This is a genomic window from Dyella sp., from assembly GCF_035508675.1.
Lineage (GTDB): Bacteria > Pseudomonadota > Gammaproteobacteria > Xanthomonadales > Rhodanobacteraceae > Dyella_B.
In genome coordinates, this window is the sequence record NZ_DATJMN010000104.1 from 1 (window position 1) to 18,210 (window position 18,210).

Sequence of the window (18,210 nt, forward strand, 5' to 3'; positions counted from 1 at the left end):
CGAGATTCACGCCCACGTAGTAGACGTTGTACGCGCTCTTGCTGCGCGGATCGCCGTCGCGGTACAGCCCTTCGATCTGGCTGGCCAGGCTGGGAAGAAACAGCCCGTTGCCCAGCGCGATGGTGGCCAGCGCGGGATAGAACAGCGGCTCGAAGGCCATCATGAAATGCCCCAGCGCCATCGTCGCGCCGCCGATGATCACCGCCTTGCGCTTGCCCAGCCAGCGGTCGGCCACGATGCCGCCGAACACCGGCGTGAAGTACACGAAGGCCGCATAGGCGCCGTAGATCAGCGAGGCGAATTCCTGCTGGATGTCCAGGTGCTTGGTCATGTAGTAGACCAGCAGCGCCCGCATGCCGAAGAAGGAGAACATCTCCCACATTTCGGTAAGGAACAGGATGGTGAGGCCGGGTGGATGGCCGAACCAGTTGCGCTCGCGCGGTGTTGTCGTGGGCATCATGCGGCCTTGCCGTCATCCGCGGTCGCCGCCGGTCCGCCCCACACGCTGTCCGGACACCAGATCCGCCCATCCTGATAACGGACCCCCGGCGTGCGATCGGTCTGCACGTACACCGGCCCGTCCAGGTCCACCACCGTACACAGCGAGCCCAGCACGAAGGCCGGCGCCATCGACCACGAGGAACCGCCCATGTTGCCCACCATCAGCTTGAAGCCGAGTTCGCGCGCCATCCGCGCCATCGTCAATGCTTCGGTAAGGCCGCCGCATTTGTCCAGCTTGATGTTGATCACCTGCACACGGCCCACCATGTTCTGCAGATCGCGATGATCCTGCACGCTTTCGTCCGCGGCCAGCGGAATCGGGGAGTTCAAGCCATCGAGCCAGCTTTCCTTGCCGACGGGAAAGGGTTGCTCCACCACCGCGACGCCTGCTTCTACGAACGCCGGCAAGGCTTCCAGCAACGAGGCGCGGGTGAAGCCCTGGTTGGCATCCACCATCATCCACGCGCCAGGGCGCGCTGCGCGCACCGCGCGTACGCGTTCGGCATTGCGATGGTCGTTGGTGAGCTTGAGCTTGAGTGCGCGCGCGTCGCTGAGCTGGCGTGCGCTTTCGGCCATCGCTTCCGGCTCGTCGGCGCTCAAGGTGAAGGTGGTCAGCAGCGGTTGCGGTGCGGGCATGCCGGCCAGTTGCCACACCGGCTTGCCTTCGCGCTTGGCTTCCAGATCCCACAGCGCGCAATCCAGCGCATTGCGTGCGCCGCCGGCCGGCAGCAGGCTTTGCAATTGCTCGCGCGTGATGCCCAATTCGATGCGGTCGCGCACTGCTTCGATCTGTTTGAGCATCGAGGCCGGCGTGTCGCGGCGGTAGTACACGCCCAGGCCCTCGCCACGCCCCATCCGTTCGCCATCCTGCAGGCACACCACCAGCACCTCGCTTTCGGTGAAGGTGTAGCCGGTGATGTGGAAGGCCTGCGTCAGCGGGCGTTTTTCGATATAGGCGCTGAGTTTCAGTGGCGCCTGCCATAGCTTGGTCATGTTCGCTTCCCCTTGTCAGTAGTGCAGGTTGAAGCTGACCAGGCCAAAGGCCAGGATGAACCAGGCCAGGTAAATGGCCGCCACCGCCAGCACTATCTCGCCTGCGCGCACCCAACGGCTGCGCGCGGCAGACCGGTTGCACCAGGTGTGGATGACGATGGCGACCGCGCCCAGCAGCGCGATCACGCCCAGCACGTAGAGCAGCAGCATCCACGGCGTGGCCGCGCCATGCAGCAATACGTTCTCGTCAATGCCTGCAGCAACCAGCAACGCTACCCAGCCCAGCACGCTGACCAGCATGGCCAGCGTGCCAAGGCGTGATAGCCGGCGCGTGCGCAGCAAGGCGGCCGGCAAATCGAGCACGCGGCGGTAATGGCGGCGCACCAGCCAGCCGGCCAGCCAGATCAGCATCGTCGCCAGCATCACCACGATGGCGATGACGACCAACACGCCCACGCAGCCCAGGCTCTTGAAACCCGGCACGCGCTGGAACACTTCCACGCCGGGCAGGTAATCGGTGGCCCAGTAGCGGATGCTGCCGTCCGGGTTGGTGACGAAGGCCAGCTTGTCCTGCCCGTTCACTTCGCGATATTGCAGCGGCCTGACTTCACGCCACTTCAAAGGCTGGCCGGCGTAGTCGGTGAGAAAGGAAACCACCAGCGTGCCGTCCGGCTGCGCGCCGACGTTGACCTGGCCGGTGAGATAAAGCATGCGCAAGGCGCTTTCGTTGCGGCGGCTGGCTTGGTACCAGCCGACCACTTTCGCCGCATCCGCCTTCGCGCTTGGCAGTGTCGGTTGCGAGGGCGGCGTGTACGGGAAGTAGCGATCGAGGAAGGCATCGAAGATCGCCGTGCGCACCATCAGCGTGCCATGCGCTTCCGCGCTGCCGGAGCTGTTGAACGACATGAACACGCCGATGTGCTGGTCCAGCAGCAGATGCAGGTCGCTATGGAAGAACACCGTATCGCCGCCATGGCCGATGATGCGCAGGCCGTTGCGGTTCTCCTGGTAAAAGCCCAGGTCGAAACCGTTGATGCCCGGCGCCGGCACGTATTGCTGGCTGTGCATCAGCTCGGCGGTTGCCGGCTGCAAAATGCGCGCGTTGCCGTACTGGCCGTTCTGCAACTGCGCGATCATGAAATGCGCCATGTCCTCGGCGGTGGTGCTCATCGAGCCGGCCGGCGCGGGATCGACCAGCTCGAACGGCTGCGGCGTGCCATCCGAGGCGCTTTTGTAGCCCTTGGACATCATCGCCGCCAGCGATGGCGGCAGCGGCTGCGCAAAGCTGGAATGCGTCATCTGCAGCGGCTGGAAGATGTGATTGGCCACATAGTCCTCAAAGCGTTCGCCGGACACGCGCTGCACGATATAGCCGGCCAAACCGCAGCCGTAGTTGGAATAGGCCACGATCTCGCCCGGCGGAAAAATGCGCGCGGGTAGATGCGTCTTGAGGTAGCGCTCCAGGTTCACCTCATCCACGGACGCCGGCAGCAAACCCTTGGCGGTATCTTCGAAACCCGGCGTATGCGTCATCAGGTTGCGCAGGGTGATGGGCTTGCCTTGATACGCGGGAATCTTGAAGTCGAGGTAGTCGTTGACGTCGCGATCCAGTTGCAGCTTGCCTTGCTCCACCAGTTGCATCACCGCGGTCCAGGTGAACAGCTTGGAGATCGAGCCGGGTCGGAACAGCGTGCTGTCCGGCGACGGTACCGTGCGGTGCGCGAGATCGGCGTAACCGTAGCCCTTGGCGAACAGCACGCTGCCGTCCTTCACCACGATGATCACGCCGCCGGCGATATCGCTGCGTTGCAGTGCGAAGGGCACCAGTCCGTCGAAGAAGGCGGCGACGTCTTGTTGCGTCATCGCCGGTGGCGTTGTTTCCATGTTCGTAGCCGGTTGTGGTGCCGAAGTGGTAGGCCCCAGTGGCGGCGGCGTTGTGGTTTGCGCCATGGCCATGCTGGCGGCGAAGCCGGCAAGCAGGGCCACCAGGCGTTGTACATGGCGGTTCATGCGGAGACTCCATGCAGGGAATGCATTGAAAAAAAGCCTAGAAATCCAGGGTGGCGGACATGCCGACGGTGCGCGGCGTCTGGTACGTGGCCTGGAACGGACTGGCGAGCGGGTTGATCGTTTCCGGCCACACGGCGGTGATGCCGCGCTTGTTCGCGAGGTTCTTGGCGTACACCTCGACGGTCCAACTGGACACATTCACGCCCGCGTGCAGGTCGAGATTGTTGTAGGCAGGCAAGCGCAGACGTGGCCCGGGCACCGGATTGAACTCCGAGGCGCGTGCGCCGAGGTAGCTGAAGTTGCCGCCGACGAAACCGGACCAGTCGCCGCTGATGGGAAAGTCGTAATCCGCGCCGAGGTTGGCGGTCCACTTCGGCACGTAGGGCAGCGCATCGCCTTTCAAGCCGTAGATGCTGCCGGTTGGCGTATCGGCGGCCAGCTGCGCCTTGGTGTAGGTGGCGTTGGCCGAAAGCGTGAGCCCGCGCAGCGGGCGGAACGTCCAGCTCAGCTCCGCGCCCTTGCTGGTCGCCTTGCCGCCGTTGCCCAGGAAGCTGATGCCGGCAACCGTGGTGGTGAGCTGTACCTTGCTCCAGTCGATATAGAACACATCGCCTTCGATGCTCATGCGCTTGTCGAGCAGCAGCGATTTCATGCCCAGCTCGTAGTTCACCAGCTTGTCCGGCTCGAAGGTCAGCGGTGCGCCCAGGTTGGGCGGCACGCCCACGTTCGGGCCGCCAGGGCGGAAACCCGAGGCGACGCGCACGTACGCCATCACATCGTCGCTGAATTTGTAGCTGGGGTTGAACAGGTAAGTGACCGGATGATCGGTGCCGCGGATGGTGAAGTCCGTGTTGCCGATCAGCAGGCCGCTGCTGGTTTGCGTGTATGAGGTTTGATCATTGCTGTAGCGTGCGCCCACCATCACGCTGAGTTGCGAGGTGGCGTGCCAGGTGAGATCGCCATAGCCGGCCCATTCGCGGAAGATGGCCGGCCCCTCGGCGATGAGCCCCAGCGGCGGCAGGGCGATGGGTGCGCCGGTGCTGGCATCGAAGCTGAGGATGCTCTGGTTGTCGGTGGTGTGTTCGTGCGTGAAGAACAGGCCGGCGCGCCACTCCCAGGTTTGATCGGCCGGCGATTGCAGGCGCAGTTCCTGCGTCACCTTGTTCAGCGCAATCGGCTGCAATTCGGAGTAGCCGCCGTTGGCGAGCCCGAACAGCGGATTCAACACCGGCCCGTAGAGGGTGGTGATATCGGTGTTTTCGTTGAAGCGCAGCGTGCCGTAGCTGGTGGTGGAAACCAGCCTGGCCCAGCCGAAGTCCGCGTTCACTGTCAGGTCGTAAAGGCGGTATTTGATCTTGAACATGCCGGTGCCGGCGGCGCGCGCCTGGTTCGGCCAGCCATACACCGGCTGCAAGGTGGCAGGGTTGATGTCGATGCCCTGGTTGGCAAGCCCATCGCTGTTGAGGTTCTGCGCCAGCGCGGAGAAACGCACCGATAGCTTGTCGCTGGGTGTCCACAGCAACTGCGCGCGGCCGCCGCTGACCCGGGCCTCGTCGATCTGTTTTTTGCCGGTGGTGACGTTGTCGATGTAGCCGGGATCGTCGCGGTTGTACACGTTCACGCGCAGGGCCAGCTTGTCGGCGATCAGTGGCAGATTGGCCATGGCATGTACGCCGTAGCCGCTGCCGCCGCCCGCCACGCTGCTGGTATCGAAGCCGACACGCGCGCTGGCCTGGCTTGCATCCGGCGGCGTGGTGACGAACTTGATCAGGCCGCCGAGCGTGTTCGACCCATACAACGTACCTTGCGGGCCGCGCAGCACCTCGATGCGCTGCAGATCGGCCGGATCGAGATCCGGCGTCAGCACGCTGCCGGCCGAATAAACGGTGCTCGAACCGAACGGCGTGTCGTCGATGTACGTGCCCACGGTGGCATTGGGCTGCCTGCCGCCGGAGGTGATGCCGCGCAATACGAGCTGTGTCCAGCCTTCGCCGGAGGAGATGACGTTAAGTCCCGGCACCTGCGCGGCGTAGTCGGTAAAGCTGAGCGCGTTTTGGCGCTGCAGTTGCGTGTCGTCCAGCACGGATACCGCCATCGGCACGTCCTGCACGCGCTCTTCGCGCTTGTTGGCGGTGACGATGATGGTGCCCAGTTGCGCGGTTTGCTGCTTGCCGGCTTTTTGCTGCGTGCTGGGTGCAGCGTTGGCGTCTTGTTGCGTTTGCGCGATGGCGCACAGCGGGCTCATCAGGCCCACGACGACGGCCGTGCAAAGACGGCGGCGAATGTACGGCGAACCAATCATGCCCACGACCCCTTCCCCGAGATACGGACAGCCCGTGGGTCAATTGGTATCAAGATAACATTTGTGTGTCAATGGTATCTAAGTAACATTCGGGATCTGACGCTCGCCGGCATGCGTCCCCTCCCCTGCGAAGTAGGGGAGGGTTAGGGTGGGGTGCGAGCGAAGGGAATCAGATGTCGTCGAGATGTGCTTCTTGTCGCCAAGCATCACGGCGAGATGCGTTGCACGCTAAAGCACAAGCAACCCCACCCCGACCCTCCCCTGCTGCCGCAGGGGAGGGGGTGTATGCCGTGAGCTGAGGTTCGGTACTAGTCAGGAAACTTCAGGCAATCCGCTTCGTCGGGACGACGAATCTAAGGATGCTCTGATTAATCCAGCGAGACGAGTTTTATGAGCGCCCGCGTTCCATCGGCCACTGACTGAACGCAAACACGTACATCATGATGAAGTTCACCAGCGGCACGAAGATCAGCAGTGACCAAGCACCGTGGTAGCCGGCTTTCGAGACGATCTTCCAGACAGGTATCACGGCCAGAATGCCGGCGAGCAATCCACCAAACAATGGATGCGAATACATAGACCCCTCACTTTTCCCGTTGGCTCCCTCGTGGGAGTGGGGCTAGCTTAGAGCTTGTCCAAAGTCTCTGCTTAGCCCACGTAACGCCTGACAGCGCTCCGGCGTTACGTGCGCTGCGCAGAGTATTTAGTCAGGCGCTAAGCCGCTCAGGCGGCATCTTCGGCAGGCCATGCCGATGTGCTGGCTTCGACCTGGGCGGCGGCCTGGCGGTGCAGCCATTCGTCGAGGATGCGCTCGGTCACCACGCACGGTTCGCCCATGCGGCATTGAGAGCAGGATTGGTTGTGCAGCATCAGGGCTGCGACGACGGATGAAGTAGTCATGATGGAACTCCCAAGGTCCCGCAACATTGGGACCCTGGGAACTTTATCGACCCGTGGGCGGAGAGCTTGAATCCGTTCAGTTGGCGCTGGCGGCCGCCGCCAGGATCCAGTGCGAGGGAGGGGAAATGCCATAGTCCGCCGGCACTTCGTAGATGCGTTCGGTCACCCAATCAAAGTGATCGATGGGCACATCGCCGCGGATCGTTGACCCGATCCAGGAAAGCTGCCCGGAACTGTACGCCCTCGGTGTCCTGCAACAATTGCGGAATCGGCCGTGATGACATGGGCGTAGCCGTGCGGCGCGCTCAAGGTAGAAGGGTTGATGTGCTGCACGCCGGATGTGTGGCCGGCGCAAAGGCGGCGCTGGTCGACAGCGCAAGCACCCGTGCAAGGACGCTGCATTTGATCAGCATTTCCCCGATAACCCGGCCCAGGTACGCGGGATCATACCCAGCGTGGTGTGACGACGGCTGCGTGATGGCTCCACCGTCGCTTACCACGCCGCCCGGCATTGTTGCTGCGGGTAAAGAATCCGTATGATCCATCGACGAAAAGCGGGGAGAACGGCTAGATGATGGAAAAAATCTCGACCGGCGTGGAAGGGCTGGATCGTCTGATGGGCGGCGGCTTCCTGCGAGGTTCGGCGTATATCATCCAAGGGCCGCCCGGCGCCGGCAAAACCCTGCTTGCCAATCAATTCTGCTACGCGCACATTCGTGCCGGCGGACGCGCGCTGTATATGTCGCTGCTGGCCGAATCGAGCGCTCGCATGCTCAATTACATGAGCCAGATGGCGTTCTTCGACCGCCATGCCGTGCCGGCGAGCATGGAGTACATCAGCGCCTACGGCGTGCTGGAAAGGGAAGGACTGTCGGGCCTGCTGAAGCTGGTCCAGCATGAGCTGAAGCGTCATGACGCCACCGCGATGGTGCTGGATGGCACGTTCGTGGCGCAGTCGGTGGCGTCGGAAAACGAATTCCGTTCCTTCATCCACACCTTGCAGGGCGTCGCGAGCCTGGCCGGTGCCGTGCTGGTGATGCTGACGCATCAGGCGCGTGAAGTGAGCAGCCCCGAGCACACGATGGTCGATGGCTGGATCGAGATGAACAACGACACCTTCGACTACCGCGCCGTGCAGACGATCCAGGTGCGCAAGCATCGCGGCGCGCAAGTGCTGGGCGGCAAGCACCGCCTGCGTATCAGCGCGAACGGCGTGGAGGTGTATCCACGCATTGAAAGCTGCATCAGCGACATGCCGCCGCGCCCACATCCGAATACCGGCGTCAGCACCGGCCTGCCGGATCTCGACCGGCTGCTGGGTGGCGGTCTTCCTGCGGAATCGGCGACGTTGATCCTGGGACCTACCGGCTCGGGCAAAACCACGCTGGGCATGTACTTCGTGGCGCAAGCCACGAAGCAGGCGCCGGCGTTGATGCTTGGCTTCTACGAGAGCCCGACCCGGCTGCGCGCACGTGCGCGGGAGCTGGGTTTCGACCTGGATCATCTGGCCGATCAGAACGTGTTGCGCTTGCTATGGTTGTCGCCGGCGGAGCTGATCGTCGACGAGGTGGCGCATGGCATCGTGCAGCACGCCAAAGCGATCGGAGCCAAGCGTGTTTTCATCGATGGCATCGTAGTGTTGCGCGACAGCCTGGTCTATCGCGAACGCCTGCCTTATCTGATCAATGCGCTGAGTCTGCAATTGCGCGATTGCGGAGCCACCGTGGTGTACACGCAGGAATGCGCAGAGATGGAAGTCGATCGTGCCATGCCGAGCGATGAACTGTCGGCCATGGTCGATAATGTGATCGTGCTCAACATTTCGCGCCGTCATCACACGCATCAACGCTACATATCCATCATCAAGATGCGCGATCGGCACTTCGACCCGCGCGTGCAGCCGTTCTACATGGAAGAGCAGGGGCTTGCGCTAGGCCTGGACCCCAAGGCTACCGGTTCCGATCAGGCGGATTGAGCCGATGTTACGAATCCTATTGGTGGAGGACGACCCGGATGTCGCCATGGTGACCAGTGAGCTGCTGGAATATTGCGGCTATCACGTCACGACGGCCTCCAACGGTCGCTACGGATTGGACATCATCCTGCAGGAACAGCCGCAACTGATCATCACCGATTTCATGATGCCGATGATGTCCGGACTGGAGATGATCGAAAAAGCGCGGGACGCCGGGTACGCCGGCCCGATCATTCTGTGCAGCGCGCTGCCGGAGTCGCAGTTTCCGCCGCATCATGCGCGTTACGACTTGTTTATGAGCAAGCCCTATAGCGCCAATGCGTTGATCAGCGCGTTGGAACATTTGCGGGCGAAGATGTGATTGAGCCGCTGCCGGTGCGTGTCGTCACGCAATGAGTGAGTCTTGCAGGTAGGGGAATCAGCCGGTCACGGCACTATTACGGATGCGAGGCAGACCCTGCCGACGTCGGCGTGTTTTTCCTCGACGTGCTCTTCAATGGCCGCGCCACATACGCATGCACATCCTGCTTCGACACCTCACCGCGATTCTCCGCATCGATGGCATCGAAGTGCCGTGCAAAAAAGGGCGCTGCCTGCGCTTCCTGGCGCGTGAGCATGCCATCGTGGTTCCGGTCGGCGGCGTCGAAGTTCTTGTCCAGCATTTTCATGTTGCGGCCCAGCTCGTTGAGCCCTCGCTGCGCTGGCAGCGCCGTCGGCAAACCAGCGGCAAGGGCGAGGGCAGGCACGGCGCGTGCAGATCGCATCATCATGGCTCTTCTCCGCTCGGCGTAGCGTGGCGGGACGATACAACGCGGCATGCATCCGCTTTGTCGTCGCGTCAGGCACTCCCGGGTTCGCGTTGCGCGTGACGCCATTCGATCAGCTGCCGTACCTGCTCGCTCAGCGTTTCCACGTTGAACGGCTTGGACAGCAGCGCCATGCCGGCAGGCAGGCTCGGCGAGGCATGCATGGCGCTGGGGTCGTAGCCGGTGATCAGCAATACCGGCACCTCCGGCCGCCGGCTGCGCACGGTGTCGGCCAGGCTGCGCCCGCTAACGCCGGGCAGGCCGATGTCGGTGATGATCAGGTCGAAGGTTTCGCCCGCCATCGCGATCGACAAGCCCTCCAGGCCATCCGACGCCTGGGTCACCACATAACCGAGCTTGTTGAGCACTTCGGTGATCACCCCGCGGATCACTTCCTGATCTTCCACCAGCAGGATGTGTTCGCCGCTGGCTGCCGGCGAGCCGATGGCGGCCATGGGTTCCACGCGCGGCTCTACCGGGCCGACATAGCGCGGCAGCAGCAGAATGATGCGCGTGCCTTCGCCCAGTTCGCTTTCGATCGCGCAATGGCCGCCGGATTGGCGCGTGAAGCCGTACACCATCGACAGGCCAAGCCCGGTACCCTGGCCGACCGGCTTGGTGGTGTAGAACGGATCGAACGCACGTTCCTTCACATCCGACGGCATGCCGGTGCCGCTATCGGCCACCACGATCTTTACATAGCAGCTTCCCGGATCCAGGACGTTGAAGCCGGACGGATCGTCACCGTAGACGTTGGATGCCTCGATGCGCAGGCGCCCGCCTCGGGGCATCGCATCGCGCGCGTTGATGGCCAGGTTGAGGATGGCGTTCTCTAGCTGGTTCGCATCGCAGTGCGCCGTCCACAGTTCATTGGGCAGCACCAGTTCCAGCGTGATCTGTTCGCCGATCGAGTGCCGCAGCAGTTCGCTCATGCCGGCGATCAGCACGCCGACGTCCACGGCTTGCGGGTCCAGCGCCTGGCGGCGCGCGAAGGCGAGCAGGCGATGGGTGAGCCCCGCGGCGCGCCGCACGCTGCTGAGTGCATTATGGATGTGCCGCTGGCCCGTGCTGAGCTGCTCGCGCCGGCTGATGATTTCCAGCACCTCCAGCGAGCTGGAAATCGCTTGCAGGATGTTGTTGAAGTCGTGCGCGATGCCGCCGGTGAGCTGGCCCAGCGCTTCCATCTTCTGTGATTGGCGCAGCTGGGCTTCCATCTGGATCTTTTCGGTCAGGTCGCGCATGAAGATGTTCATCAGCGGACCGGACGCCAAGGTAAGTACGCTGGCGTTCAATTCGGCGGTGAAGCGCCGTCCCGAACGCGTCATGGCGGTGAACGGATGCGTTTGCCGCAGCTGTTTTTCCTGCCATGCCGAAGCCAGCCATTCCGGTGCAGCCGTATCGCCGGACGGAAAGCACAACGTGGCCAGCGGCTTGCCCAGTACTTGTTCGCGCGGCCAACCGAACAGTTCTTGCGCCTGGGGGTTCCATTCGGTAATGCGGCCGGATTCGTCGATCTGCGCAAACGCATCCAGTGCGGTGTTCACAATGCCGCGAAAACGGCGTTCGCTTTCGAACAGCGCCAGCTCCGCGTTGCGGCGCGTGGTGGCATCGCGCGTGACCTTGACGAAGCCGACCAGCCGGCCGGTGTCCCATACCGGATCGATCACCGTATTCGCCCAGAAGCGTGTGCCATCCTTGCGCACGCGCCAACCTTCCGTTTCGAAGCGGCCTTCGTGCAACGCCGTGGTGAGGGCGCGCTGCGGCACGGCGCTCTCCTGGTCTTCCTGGGTGTAGAACCGCGAGAAATGCTGGCCGATGATTTCTTCGGCGCGATAGCCCTTGATGCGCTCCGCGCCGCTGTTCCAACTGCTGACGTGGCCGGTGGGGTCCAGCATGAAGATCGCATAATCGGTGACGCTGCGTACCAGCAGTTCGAAATCGCGCTGGGTGCGGGCCACGCTGTCCGCCATCGAGGTCTGTTTCTCCGCCGATTCGGGGTACTGGGCCGCCAGCGTCTGGGCTTGGGCAGACTGCGCCTGTGCGTGTTTCTGATCGCTCAGATCCACCAACGCGTTGATCGCGCCGATCAGCTCGCCGTTTTCATCGAACAGCGGCGTGGGATAAGGCATGAACGGCACGCGGCTGCCGTCCGGGCGTTCCGCCAGCGCCTCCATGCCGCGTACCGGGCGGCGTTCGCGCAGCGCGATCGCCATCGGGCATTGATCGTGTGGAAGCGGTGCGCCATTGGGCCAGAACAGCCGCCACGTCACGCACCACATTTCGCCGAGCGCGGGCTGCCGCCCGGCAAATGCTGCGGCGGCGTCGTTGAAGAACGTGATGCGCCCCTGCGCGTCGGTGGTGTAAATCGCCAGCGGCAGGCTGTTCAACAAATTCTGGTCCGACGGCACGGGGGCATGTGCCGCCGTGGTTTGTAGCTCTTTCAACACGCTGCACGCCTTTTTACTAAACCCTGCTGACACGCCTGCCGCAGTCGACATCGCTTCGACCACGCACGTCCGGCAGGCTTCTAAAGGCAATGCTCCGAACTCAAGGACCTTCCGATCGCCAGGACTCCAAACCTTCGCCGGAAAGACGATCCGCTCCGAATAGCGTCGACGCGGACCTTAAGCTCGGAGCATCGCTCCTAAAGGTGGATGACGATGCCTCCTCTGGCAGTGAAAAAGTCGTGAACGATGGTACGCCCGGCGGCGGGCAAAAGGGTTAGCCAGCGGGCTGTGAGGCCAGGTGCCTTTCCAGGGCGGCATGCAGCGTGGCCACGATGCGCTGCCCCAATTCACCATACGTGGCCGCACGCGGGTGGCGATCGCGCTTGGCGCAGGTCGCCAGCAGATCGGCGCCGGCATAGCCATCGGCGTCCATCGCATGGGCGTACAGGCACGCCCTGGGGGCATCCAGAAAGGCCTGGATCTCGACCCCCACGCGGCTGGACAGGTCCGCCTCGGCGGTGGGTGCAATGAAGATCGCCAGCGCGCGGCTGCCGCGGCGGCGCAGATGGCGCATGGATTCCTCCAGCTCCACGATCAGCATGTGGTCGTCCGGCAGCGCAAGATCGCGCAGCAGCGCGGCCTCGATTTCCGCGGCAGCCCTGCGCGCCTCCATCTCGATGCGGCCCAGAAAACCCATGCGCAGCTCCTGCCGCGTGTGGCGCAGCGGCATGGTGGAAACCTGCGTGCCATTCTTGCGCACGATCCAGGAGTGATTGACGCGCTCGAACGAGATGCCGGCCTCGTCATAGCCCTGGCGACAGTTCTCCGCGCTGATGCTGGCGTGAGCCGCCCAGGCGGCCTTGAGGTAAGCAAGATTGGGGCGGGCGCTGATCATGCGGTCTCCTGGTTACGGCCGCGCGGTGTTGGGCCGCGCTCATCCAGGGTATCGGCCGGCATGGCCGGAACTTCAGTGTTGCTGGCATGGCCATCCCGGCCCCGCAGGCGCCGGTCCTACGTGCGTACCGCCGTATGCTGCGAATACAGCGCGTGCCAATGACCGTCGACATAGATGAAAACATCCGACGATCGCACGCCATTCTGCGGCCCCGATGCCGGATCGTAAAACGTCACGATAGCCGTATTGCCGCGCACGACCACCGTGCTGCCGATCGGATGCTGCCGCTGATATGCCGCCCATTCCGCCTTGGCCTGCGCCAGGCTGGTGCCCTTGCGCTTGGCCGCGCCGGCAATGATCGCGGCTTTGGGATGTGCTTTGCCGTCGTTGCCCACCGAGCGATAGTCAGGCAGCAGCATCTGCTCAAGCCACGCCGTGTCGCCCATTTCTTCAGCGAGGGTCCAGTGATTGTCGACCGCCATCACCCCGGCTTCTGTCGGCAGCGTTTCGTCGGCCGCCGGCGTGGTGTCCTGTGCGTGGACGGGCGTGATTCGTGGCGTGAGGAGCAGACACGCGAACGCGATGGCCGCTGTCATGGCAACCGCGCGGGACAGGGTGAAGATCGTCATGGATGCATCCTCTCGAAGGCCACCGTAAGTGCGCCGAGCATCGAGGCTGTTTGGCGAGCCGGCTCGCGGTTTGTGACGAGCGCGCCAGTTCTGGGGCGAGCGGTCGATTGCCCGAGGCGAACGGTTGCATGCATCAATGTGCGTGCAGCACGGGAGGGCGGCGCTTCCCAAGCGGGTGCATAGCCCGCACACTAGCGCTGCGTTGGCTACCGTGGCGCAGACCGGTGGAAGGCGGAGAGGCATGCACGATCCAACCCGCGCGCATAAACTGAAAACCTTCGGCCTGGCATTCGGTTTCTGGACCGTGCTGGCGTTGTCGTACGCGGCCAGTTCGGTGCTTGGCGGCATCAGCGAAGGTCATCCGGTTGCCTGGTATCGCGCATTGTCGTGGAACCTGATCGATTTCTATCTGTGGATGGCGCTGACCCCGCTGGTGAGCTGGCTGGGCCGGCTGGGCGCGCATGGATGGCGCCGGTTCTGGCTGCTGCATATTCCCAGCAGCATCGGGCTTGCCGTGCTGCAGAGTGCGGTGATGTTGCTGCTGTTCTTCTGGTGGTGCGGCCCCAGCCCCAGGGGGAATGTGCTCACGTTAGGTGATTTGCTGCGTAACGAAGGCATCTACAAGTTTCATCTGGCGCTGCTGACCTATTGGATGATGCTGGTGGTGCTGCGCGGTTTCGCATCCTGGCGTTCCTTGCGGGACGAGCGCTACCGCAGCGCGCAGTTGGAAACGCAGCTGGCGCAATCCCAATTGCAGGTGTTGCGCATGCAGCTGCAACCGCATTTTCTGTTCAATACGCTCAATGCGATTTCCGCCCTGACCGTGGCCGATCCGCAGCAGGCGAAGCTGATGATTGCGCGGCTCAGCGATTTTCTGCGGCTGACGCTGGAAGAACGCCACGTGCAACAGGTGCCGCTATCGCGCGAGGTGCAGTTTCTGGAGTCCTACCTGGGCATCCAGCAAGTGCGTTTCCAGGATCGGCTGGTGACGCACGTGGATGTCGGCGATACCGGCAACGCGATGGTGCCGAGCCTGATCCTGCAGCCGCTGGTGGAAAACGCTTTGCGCCACGGCCTGCTGAGCAAGAACGACGGCGGCGCGCTGCGTATCATCGCGCGGCGCATCGAGGACGAACTGCAGCTGTGCGTGGAAGACGATGGCCTGGGCCTGCCGTCCACCGGCGCCGTGGAAGGCGTTGGCCTGAGCAATACCCGCGCCAGATTGCGAGCGATGTTCGGCGACAAGGCGAGCCTGGATCTCACGCCGCGTTCGGGCGGCGGCACGCATGTGGCGCTGCGCTTCCCGTTTGTGGAGAGCGGCGCATGAGCAGCCTGCGCTGGCGTGCCTTGTTGGTGGACGATGAAATCCTTGCGCGCGTCGCCTTGCGCCAGGCGCTTGCCAGCCATGTGGACGTGGAGATTGTCGGGGAATGCGGCAACGTGCAGGAAGCGGCACAGGCGATTGCGACGTTGCGGCCGGATCTGCTGTTTCTCGATATTCAGATGCCAGGCGGCGACGGCTTCAGCCTGTTGCGCGACGGCGTACCAGCCGAATCGTTTCCGCTGGTCGTATTCACCACGGCGTTCGCCGAGCACGCGCTGCAGGCGTTTGACGCCAATGCCATCGATTACGTGCTCAAGCCGATCGACCAGTCCCGCTTCGACCAGGCCATGGACCGGGTCCGCAAACACGGATACGGATTGATGCAGCATGCGGGTGCGGTAGCCGGGGACGGCGGTTACGCCAAGCGCATCAGCGTGCAGCTGGGCGAGCGCACCATCGTGATTCCCGCCGCGGATATCGACTGGATCCGTGCCGACGACAACTACGTGCGCATTCACGCCAACGGTGCGACCTACCTGCACCGTGAAACCTTGCGTGCGCTTTATACGTCGCTGGACCCCGGCCATTTCCTGCGCATCCACCGCAGCATCGTGGTCAACATGAATCGCATCCGCGAAGTGCACACGCTGTTCCAGGGGCATGCGGAAGTGGTACTGCACGACGGCACGCGGCTCGATTTGAGCCGGCGGTTTCGGAACGCCGCGCGCAGCGCCTTGCGGCTGCGCTGACCGCTGGCCGCCACGGGGTGACCGCTAGCCCCTGCCGATGGGCCGTTTGCCCTGAAAAGGGTGCTGGGCTGGACGGCATACGCCACCTTGGCGGCTGTGACCGGTCCAGGAGCGGCACGTCGATGCTCAATTACTACTTGCAACTTGCATTGCACAGCTTCAAGCGCAGTCCGGGCCTGACCGTGCTGATGGTCGTCATCATGGGCATCGGCGTGGCCGCGTCCATGACGACGTATGCCGTGTTTCGCGCGGTATCGGGCGATCCGTTGCCGGACCGTTCCGCACGGCTGTTCGTGGCGCAGATCGACAATGCCGGCCCGCAGAAGCGGGCCGCGCGCAATCGCCTGCCCGACGCATTGACCTACACCGATGCGATGGCCTTGATGCGCGCGAAAGCGGGAGCGCGCCAAACGGCCATCTATCCGATCGCCGGCAACGTCTTGCCGGACGGATACCTGCAGCAGCGCGCGTTTGCTGCCCAAGGCTATGCCGTCTATGCGGATTTCTTTGCGATGTTCGAGGTTCCGTTTCAGCGGGGACACGGCTGGAGCAGTGACGACGACGACCGTCGCGCCAATGTGATCGTGATCAGCCGCCGCCTGAATCAACGCCTGTTCGGCGGCGGCAGCAGCGTCGGACGGACCTTGAATCTGGATGGTCACGACTATCGCGTGGCGGGCGTGGTCGGCGACTGGAATCCGCAGCCGCGATTTTTCGACGTCAACAATGGTTTCAGTTTCGGTGACCCGCCGGACTACTACTTGCCGTTCACGCGTGCGGTGGACCTGCACATCGGCAGCAACGGCAACAACAACTGCTCGGTGTCGTCAAAACCCGTTGCGCCGGGTTGGAGTGGATGGTTGCAGTCGGAATGCGTGTGGGTTTCGCTATGGGTGGAACTGCCCGATGCTGCCTCGGTGCAGCGATACCGCCGTTTCCTGCGTGATTACGCTGACGAGCAGCAGCGCAGCGGCCGCTTTCAATGGGCGAGCAACGTGCGTCTGTTCGATCTGAATGGCTGGCTGGATCACGAGGGCGTGGTGCCGCCCGAGACCAGGGTGTCCTTGCTGGTGGCAGCGGCATTTCTGCTGGTCTGCCTGGTCAATACGGTGGGTCTGCTGCTTGCCAAAATCATGCGGCGCGCCGGGGAGATCGGTGTGCGACGGGCGCTGGGTGCGTCGCGCGGGCATATCTATGGCCAGTTCCTGGCCGAGGCGGCAGCCATCGGGATCGCCGGCGGTTTGTTCGGTCTGTTGCTGACGGGCATGGGTGTGCGCGGGACGGAGTTGCTGTTCGATCCGGGCATCGCCAGGCTCGCACGGCTCACCACGGGTCTGATCGGTTTGACCGTGCTGGTAGCCCTCTTCGCAACGTTGCTGGCCGGACTTTATCCGGCATGGCGGGCTGCGCACGTGCAGCCTTCGTGGCATTTGAAATCCCAATAAGGCAGGCGCGCCATGCAGATCAGGCCCATTGTATTTGCGCTATGGCACCACAAAGCCGGCACGACGTTGATCGTGCTGCAGATCGCCTTGACGCTGGCGATTGTCTGCAATGCATTGTTCATCATTCACGCGCGCGTGGCTCGTCTATCGCGGCCAAGCGGCGTGGACGAAGCCGACGTGCTGGCCATCCAGAATCAATGGCCCGGTAGCCAGGCGTCGCAGTCATGGCCGGCGCTGATGGCGTCCGATCTGGACACGTTGCGCCGCGTGCCGGGCGTAGTCGATGCCTACGCCAGCAATGCCTTTCCCTTGGGCGAGGGCGGCTGGTCGAAAACGGTTCGCTATACGATGGACCAGCGCAATCCGGTTTCGTCCACGGCGATCTACTTTGCCGATGAGCACACGTTGGGAACGCTTGGTTTGCAGCTCGTTGCCGGGCGCAACTTCCGTGCCGACGAGATCGGCGAGATGGGAGCGCGCGACAGTTTGCTGCCGCACGTGATCATCATCACCAAGGCCTTGGCGGATCGCCTTTTCCCGGGTGGCCAAGCGGTAGGGCGGCAGCTGTGCATCGGCACGGCGCCGCCGAGCACCATCATTGGCGTGGTGGAGCGGATGCAAACATGGATAGGCAGTTACTCCGAAGCCTGGGTGGAGCAGTCGACGCTGGTGCCATTCCGGCTGCTTGCCAGTGGAACGGTCTATCTGGTGCGGACGCAGCCGGGCATGCTCGAACGTGTCGCGCAGACGGGCCCGCAAGCGCTGTTCGCCGCCAATCCCTTGCGCGTGATAGGGCCGGAAGATGTGCAAACCTACGATCGGATTCGCGCCAGCGCATACCGTAGCGATCGCGGCATGGCCATCTTGATGGGGGTGATCTGCGTGGTGCTGCTGGCCACGACGGCAGCCGGCATCGTGGGTTTGACCAGTTTCTGGGTGGGACAGCGACGCCGGCAGATCGGCGTGCGCCGGGCGCTGGGTGCTACGCAGCGCGACATTCTTGGCTATTTCTGCATGGAGAATCTGCTGATCAGCCTGGGCGGTGTATGCGTGGGAACGATGCTTGCGCTGGCGCTCAATGCGCTGCTCATCGATCGTTTCGGCATGCAGCGGCTGTCGATGGCTTATGTGGTGGTCGGCGTGGTTGCGTTGCTGTTGCTGGGGCAGTCAGCCGTGCTGGTGCCGGCATGGCGCGCATCGCGTCTTTCGCCGATGCAGGCGACCAGGGATGCGC

16 protein-coding genes are annotated in these 18,210 nt (G+C 63.4%); 6 read left to right on the forward strand and 10 right to left on the reverse strand.

The genetic code is table 11. The features are described from left to right. The 6 genes from VMA74_RS06065 to VMA74_RS06090 all read right to left on the reverse strand — a co-directional run. Nucleotides 1-460: oligopeptide:H+ symporter (locus tag VMA74_RS06065; RefSeq protein ID WP_325365740.1), on the reverse strand; the 460-nt coding region annotated here is incomplete at its 3' end. Continuing rightward, on the reverse strand, nucleotides 457-1,494 hold the full coding sequence (locus VMA74_RS06070) for a dipeptide epimerase (RefSeq protein WP_325365741.1): 1,038 nt from the start codon (nucleotides 1,492-1,494) through the stop codon (nucleotides 457-459). The genes VMA74_RS06065 and VMA74_RS06070, both read right to left, overlap by 4 nt. 15 nt (nucleotides 1,495-1,509) lie before the next feature. Next, nucleotides 1,510-3,504 (reverse strand): serine hydrolase domain-containing protein, encoded by a 1,995-nt coding sequence (locus VMA74_RS06075; protein ID WP_325365742.1) that lies wholly within the window; start codon nucleotides 3,502-3,504, stop codon nucleotides 1,510-1,512. Nucleotides 3,505-3,541: 37 nt separating this feature from the next. Then, nucleotides 3,542-5,806 (reverse strand): TonB-dependent receptor, encoded by a 2,265-nt coding sequence (locus VMA74_RS06080; protein ID WP_325365743.1) that lies wholly within the window; start codon nucleotides 5,804-5,806, stop codon nucleotides 3,542-3,544. A 388-nt stretch (nucleotides 5,807-6,194) separates the two neighbouring features. Next, nucleotides 6,195-6,383: a hypothetical protein gene (locus VMA74_RS06085; RefSeq protein WP_325365744.1), complete on the reverse strand. Its 189-nt coding sequence runs from the start codon at nucleotides 6,381-6,383 to the stop codon at nucleotides 6,195-6,197. A gap of 146 nt (nucleotides 6,384-6,529) precedes the next feature. After that, nucleotides 6,530-6,706, reverse strand: coding sequence for a hypothetical protein (locus VMA74_RS06090; RefSeq protein ID WP_325365745.1), 177 nt, complete (start codon nucleotides 6,704-6,706; stop codon nucleotides 6,530-6,532). Nucleotides 6,707-7,277: 571 nt separating this feature from the next. On the opposite strand from VMA74_RS06090, the gene VMA74_RS06095 reads away from it, so the two are divergent. After that, complete coding sequence (locus VMA74_RS06095; protein WP_325365746.1) at nucleotides 7,278-8,681, forward strand: RAD55 family ATPase; 1,404 nt, start codon at nucleotides 7,278-7,280, stop codon at nucleotides 8,679-8,681. A gap of 4 nt (nucleotides 8,682-8,685) precedes the next feature. After that, nucleotides 8,686-9,042: a response regulator gene (locus VMA74_RS06100; protein WP_325365747.1), complete on the forward strand. Its 357-nt coding sequence runs from the start codon at nucleotides 8,686-8,688 to the stop codon at nucleotides 9,040-9,042. A gap of 76 nt (nucleotides 9,043-9,118) precedes the next feature. Here VMA74_RS06100 and VMA74_RS06105 read toward each other — a convergent pair whose 3' ends face one another. The 4 genes from VMA74_RS06105 to VMA74_RS06120 all read right to left on the reverse strand — a co-directional run bounded on the left by VMA74_RS06105 (nucleotide 9,119) and on the right by VMA74_RS06120 (nucleotide 13,458). Continuing rightward, nucleotides 9,119-9,451, reverse strand: coding sequence for an EF-hand domain-containing protein (locus tag VMA74_RS06105; RefSeq protein WP_325365748.1), 333 nt, complete (start codon nucleotides 9,449-9,451; stop codon nucleotides 9,119-9,121). Between the two features lie 68 nt (nucleotides 9,452-9,519). Next, nucleotides 9,520-11,934: a PAS domain S-box protein gene (locus tag VMA74_RS06110; RefSeq protein WP_325365749.1), complete on the reverse strand. Its 2,415-nt coding sequence runs from the start codon at nucleotides 11,932-11,934 to the stop codon at nucleotides 9,520-9,522. A gap of 274 nt (nucleotides 11,935-12,208) precedes the next feature. Continuing rightward, a complete protein-coding gene (locus VMA74_RS06115) occupies nucleotides 12,209-12,829 on the reverse strand; it encodes a hypothetical protein (RefSeq protein ID WP_325365750.1) in 621 nt (206 codons plus the stop codon). Between the two features lie 116 nt (nucleotides 12,830-12,945). Next, a complete protein-coding gene (locus tag VMA74_RS06120) occupies nucleotides 12,946-13,458 on the reverse strand; it encodes a nuclear transport factor 2 family protein (RefSeq protein ID WP_325365751.1) in 513 nt (170 codons plus the stop codon). Between the two features lie 241 nt (nucleotides 13,459-13,699). Between VMA74_RS06120 and VMA74_RS06125 the strand changes: the two genes are divergently transcribed. The 4 genes from VMA74_RS06125 to VMA74_RS06140 all read left to right on the forward strand — a co-directional run. Then, entirely contained in the window at nucleotides 13,700-14,785 is a 1,086-nt protein-coding gene (locus VMA74_RS06125; protein ID WP_325365752.1) for a sensor histidine kinase, read from the forward strand. Further along, complete coding sequence (locus tag VMA74_RS06130; RefSeq protein WP_325365753.1) at nucleotides 14,782-15,531, forward strand: LytTR family DNA-binding domain-containing protein; 750 nt, start codon at nucleotides 14,782-14,784, stop codon at nucleotides 15,529-15,531. Before VMA74_RS06125 ends, VMA74_RS06130 begins: the two co-directional genes overlap by 4 nt. Nucleotides 15,532-15,653: 122 nt before the next feature. After that, nucleotides 15,654-16,976: an ABC transporter permease gene (locus VMA74_RS06135; protein WP_325365754.1), complete on the forward strand. Its 1,323-nt coding sequence runs from the start codon at nucleotides 15,654-15,656 to the stop codon at nucleotides 16,974-16,976. A gap of 12 nt (nucleotides 16,977-16,988) precedes the next feature. Then, on the forward strand, nucleotides 16,989-18,210 hold a 1,222-nt coding region (locus tag VMA74_RS06140), incomplete at its 3' end, for an ABC transporter permease (protein ID WP_325365755.1).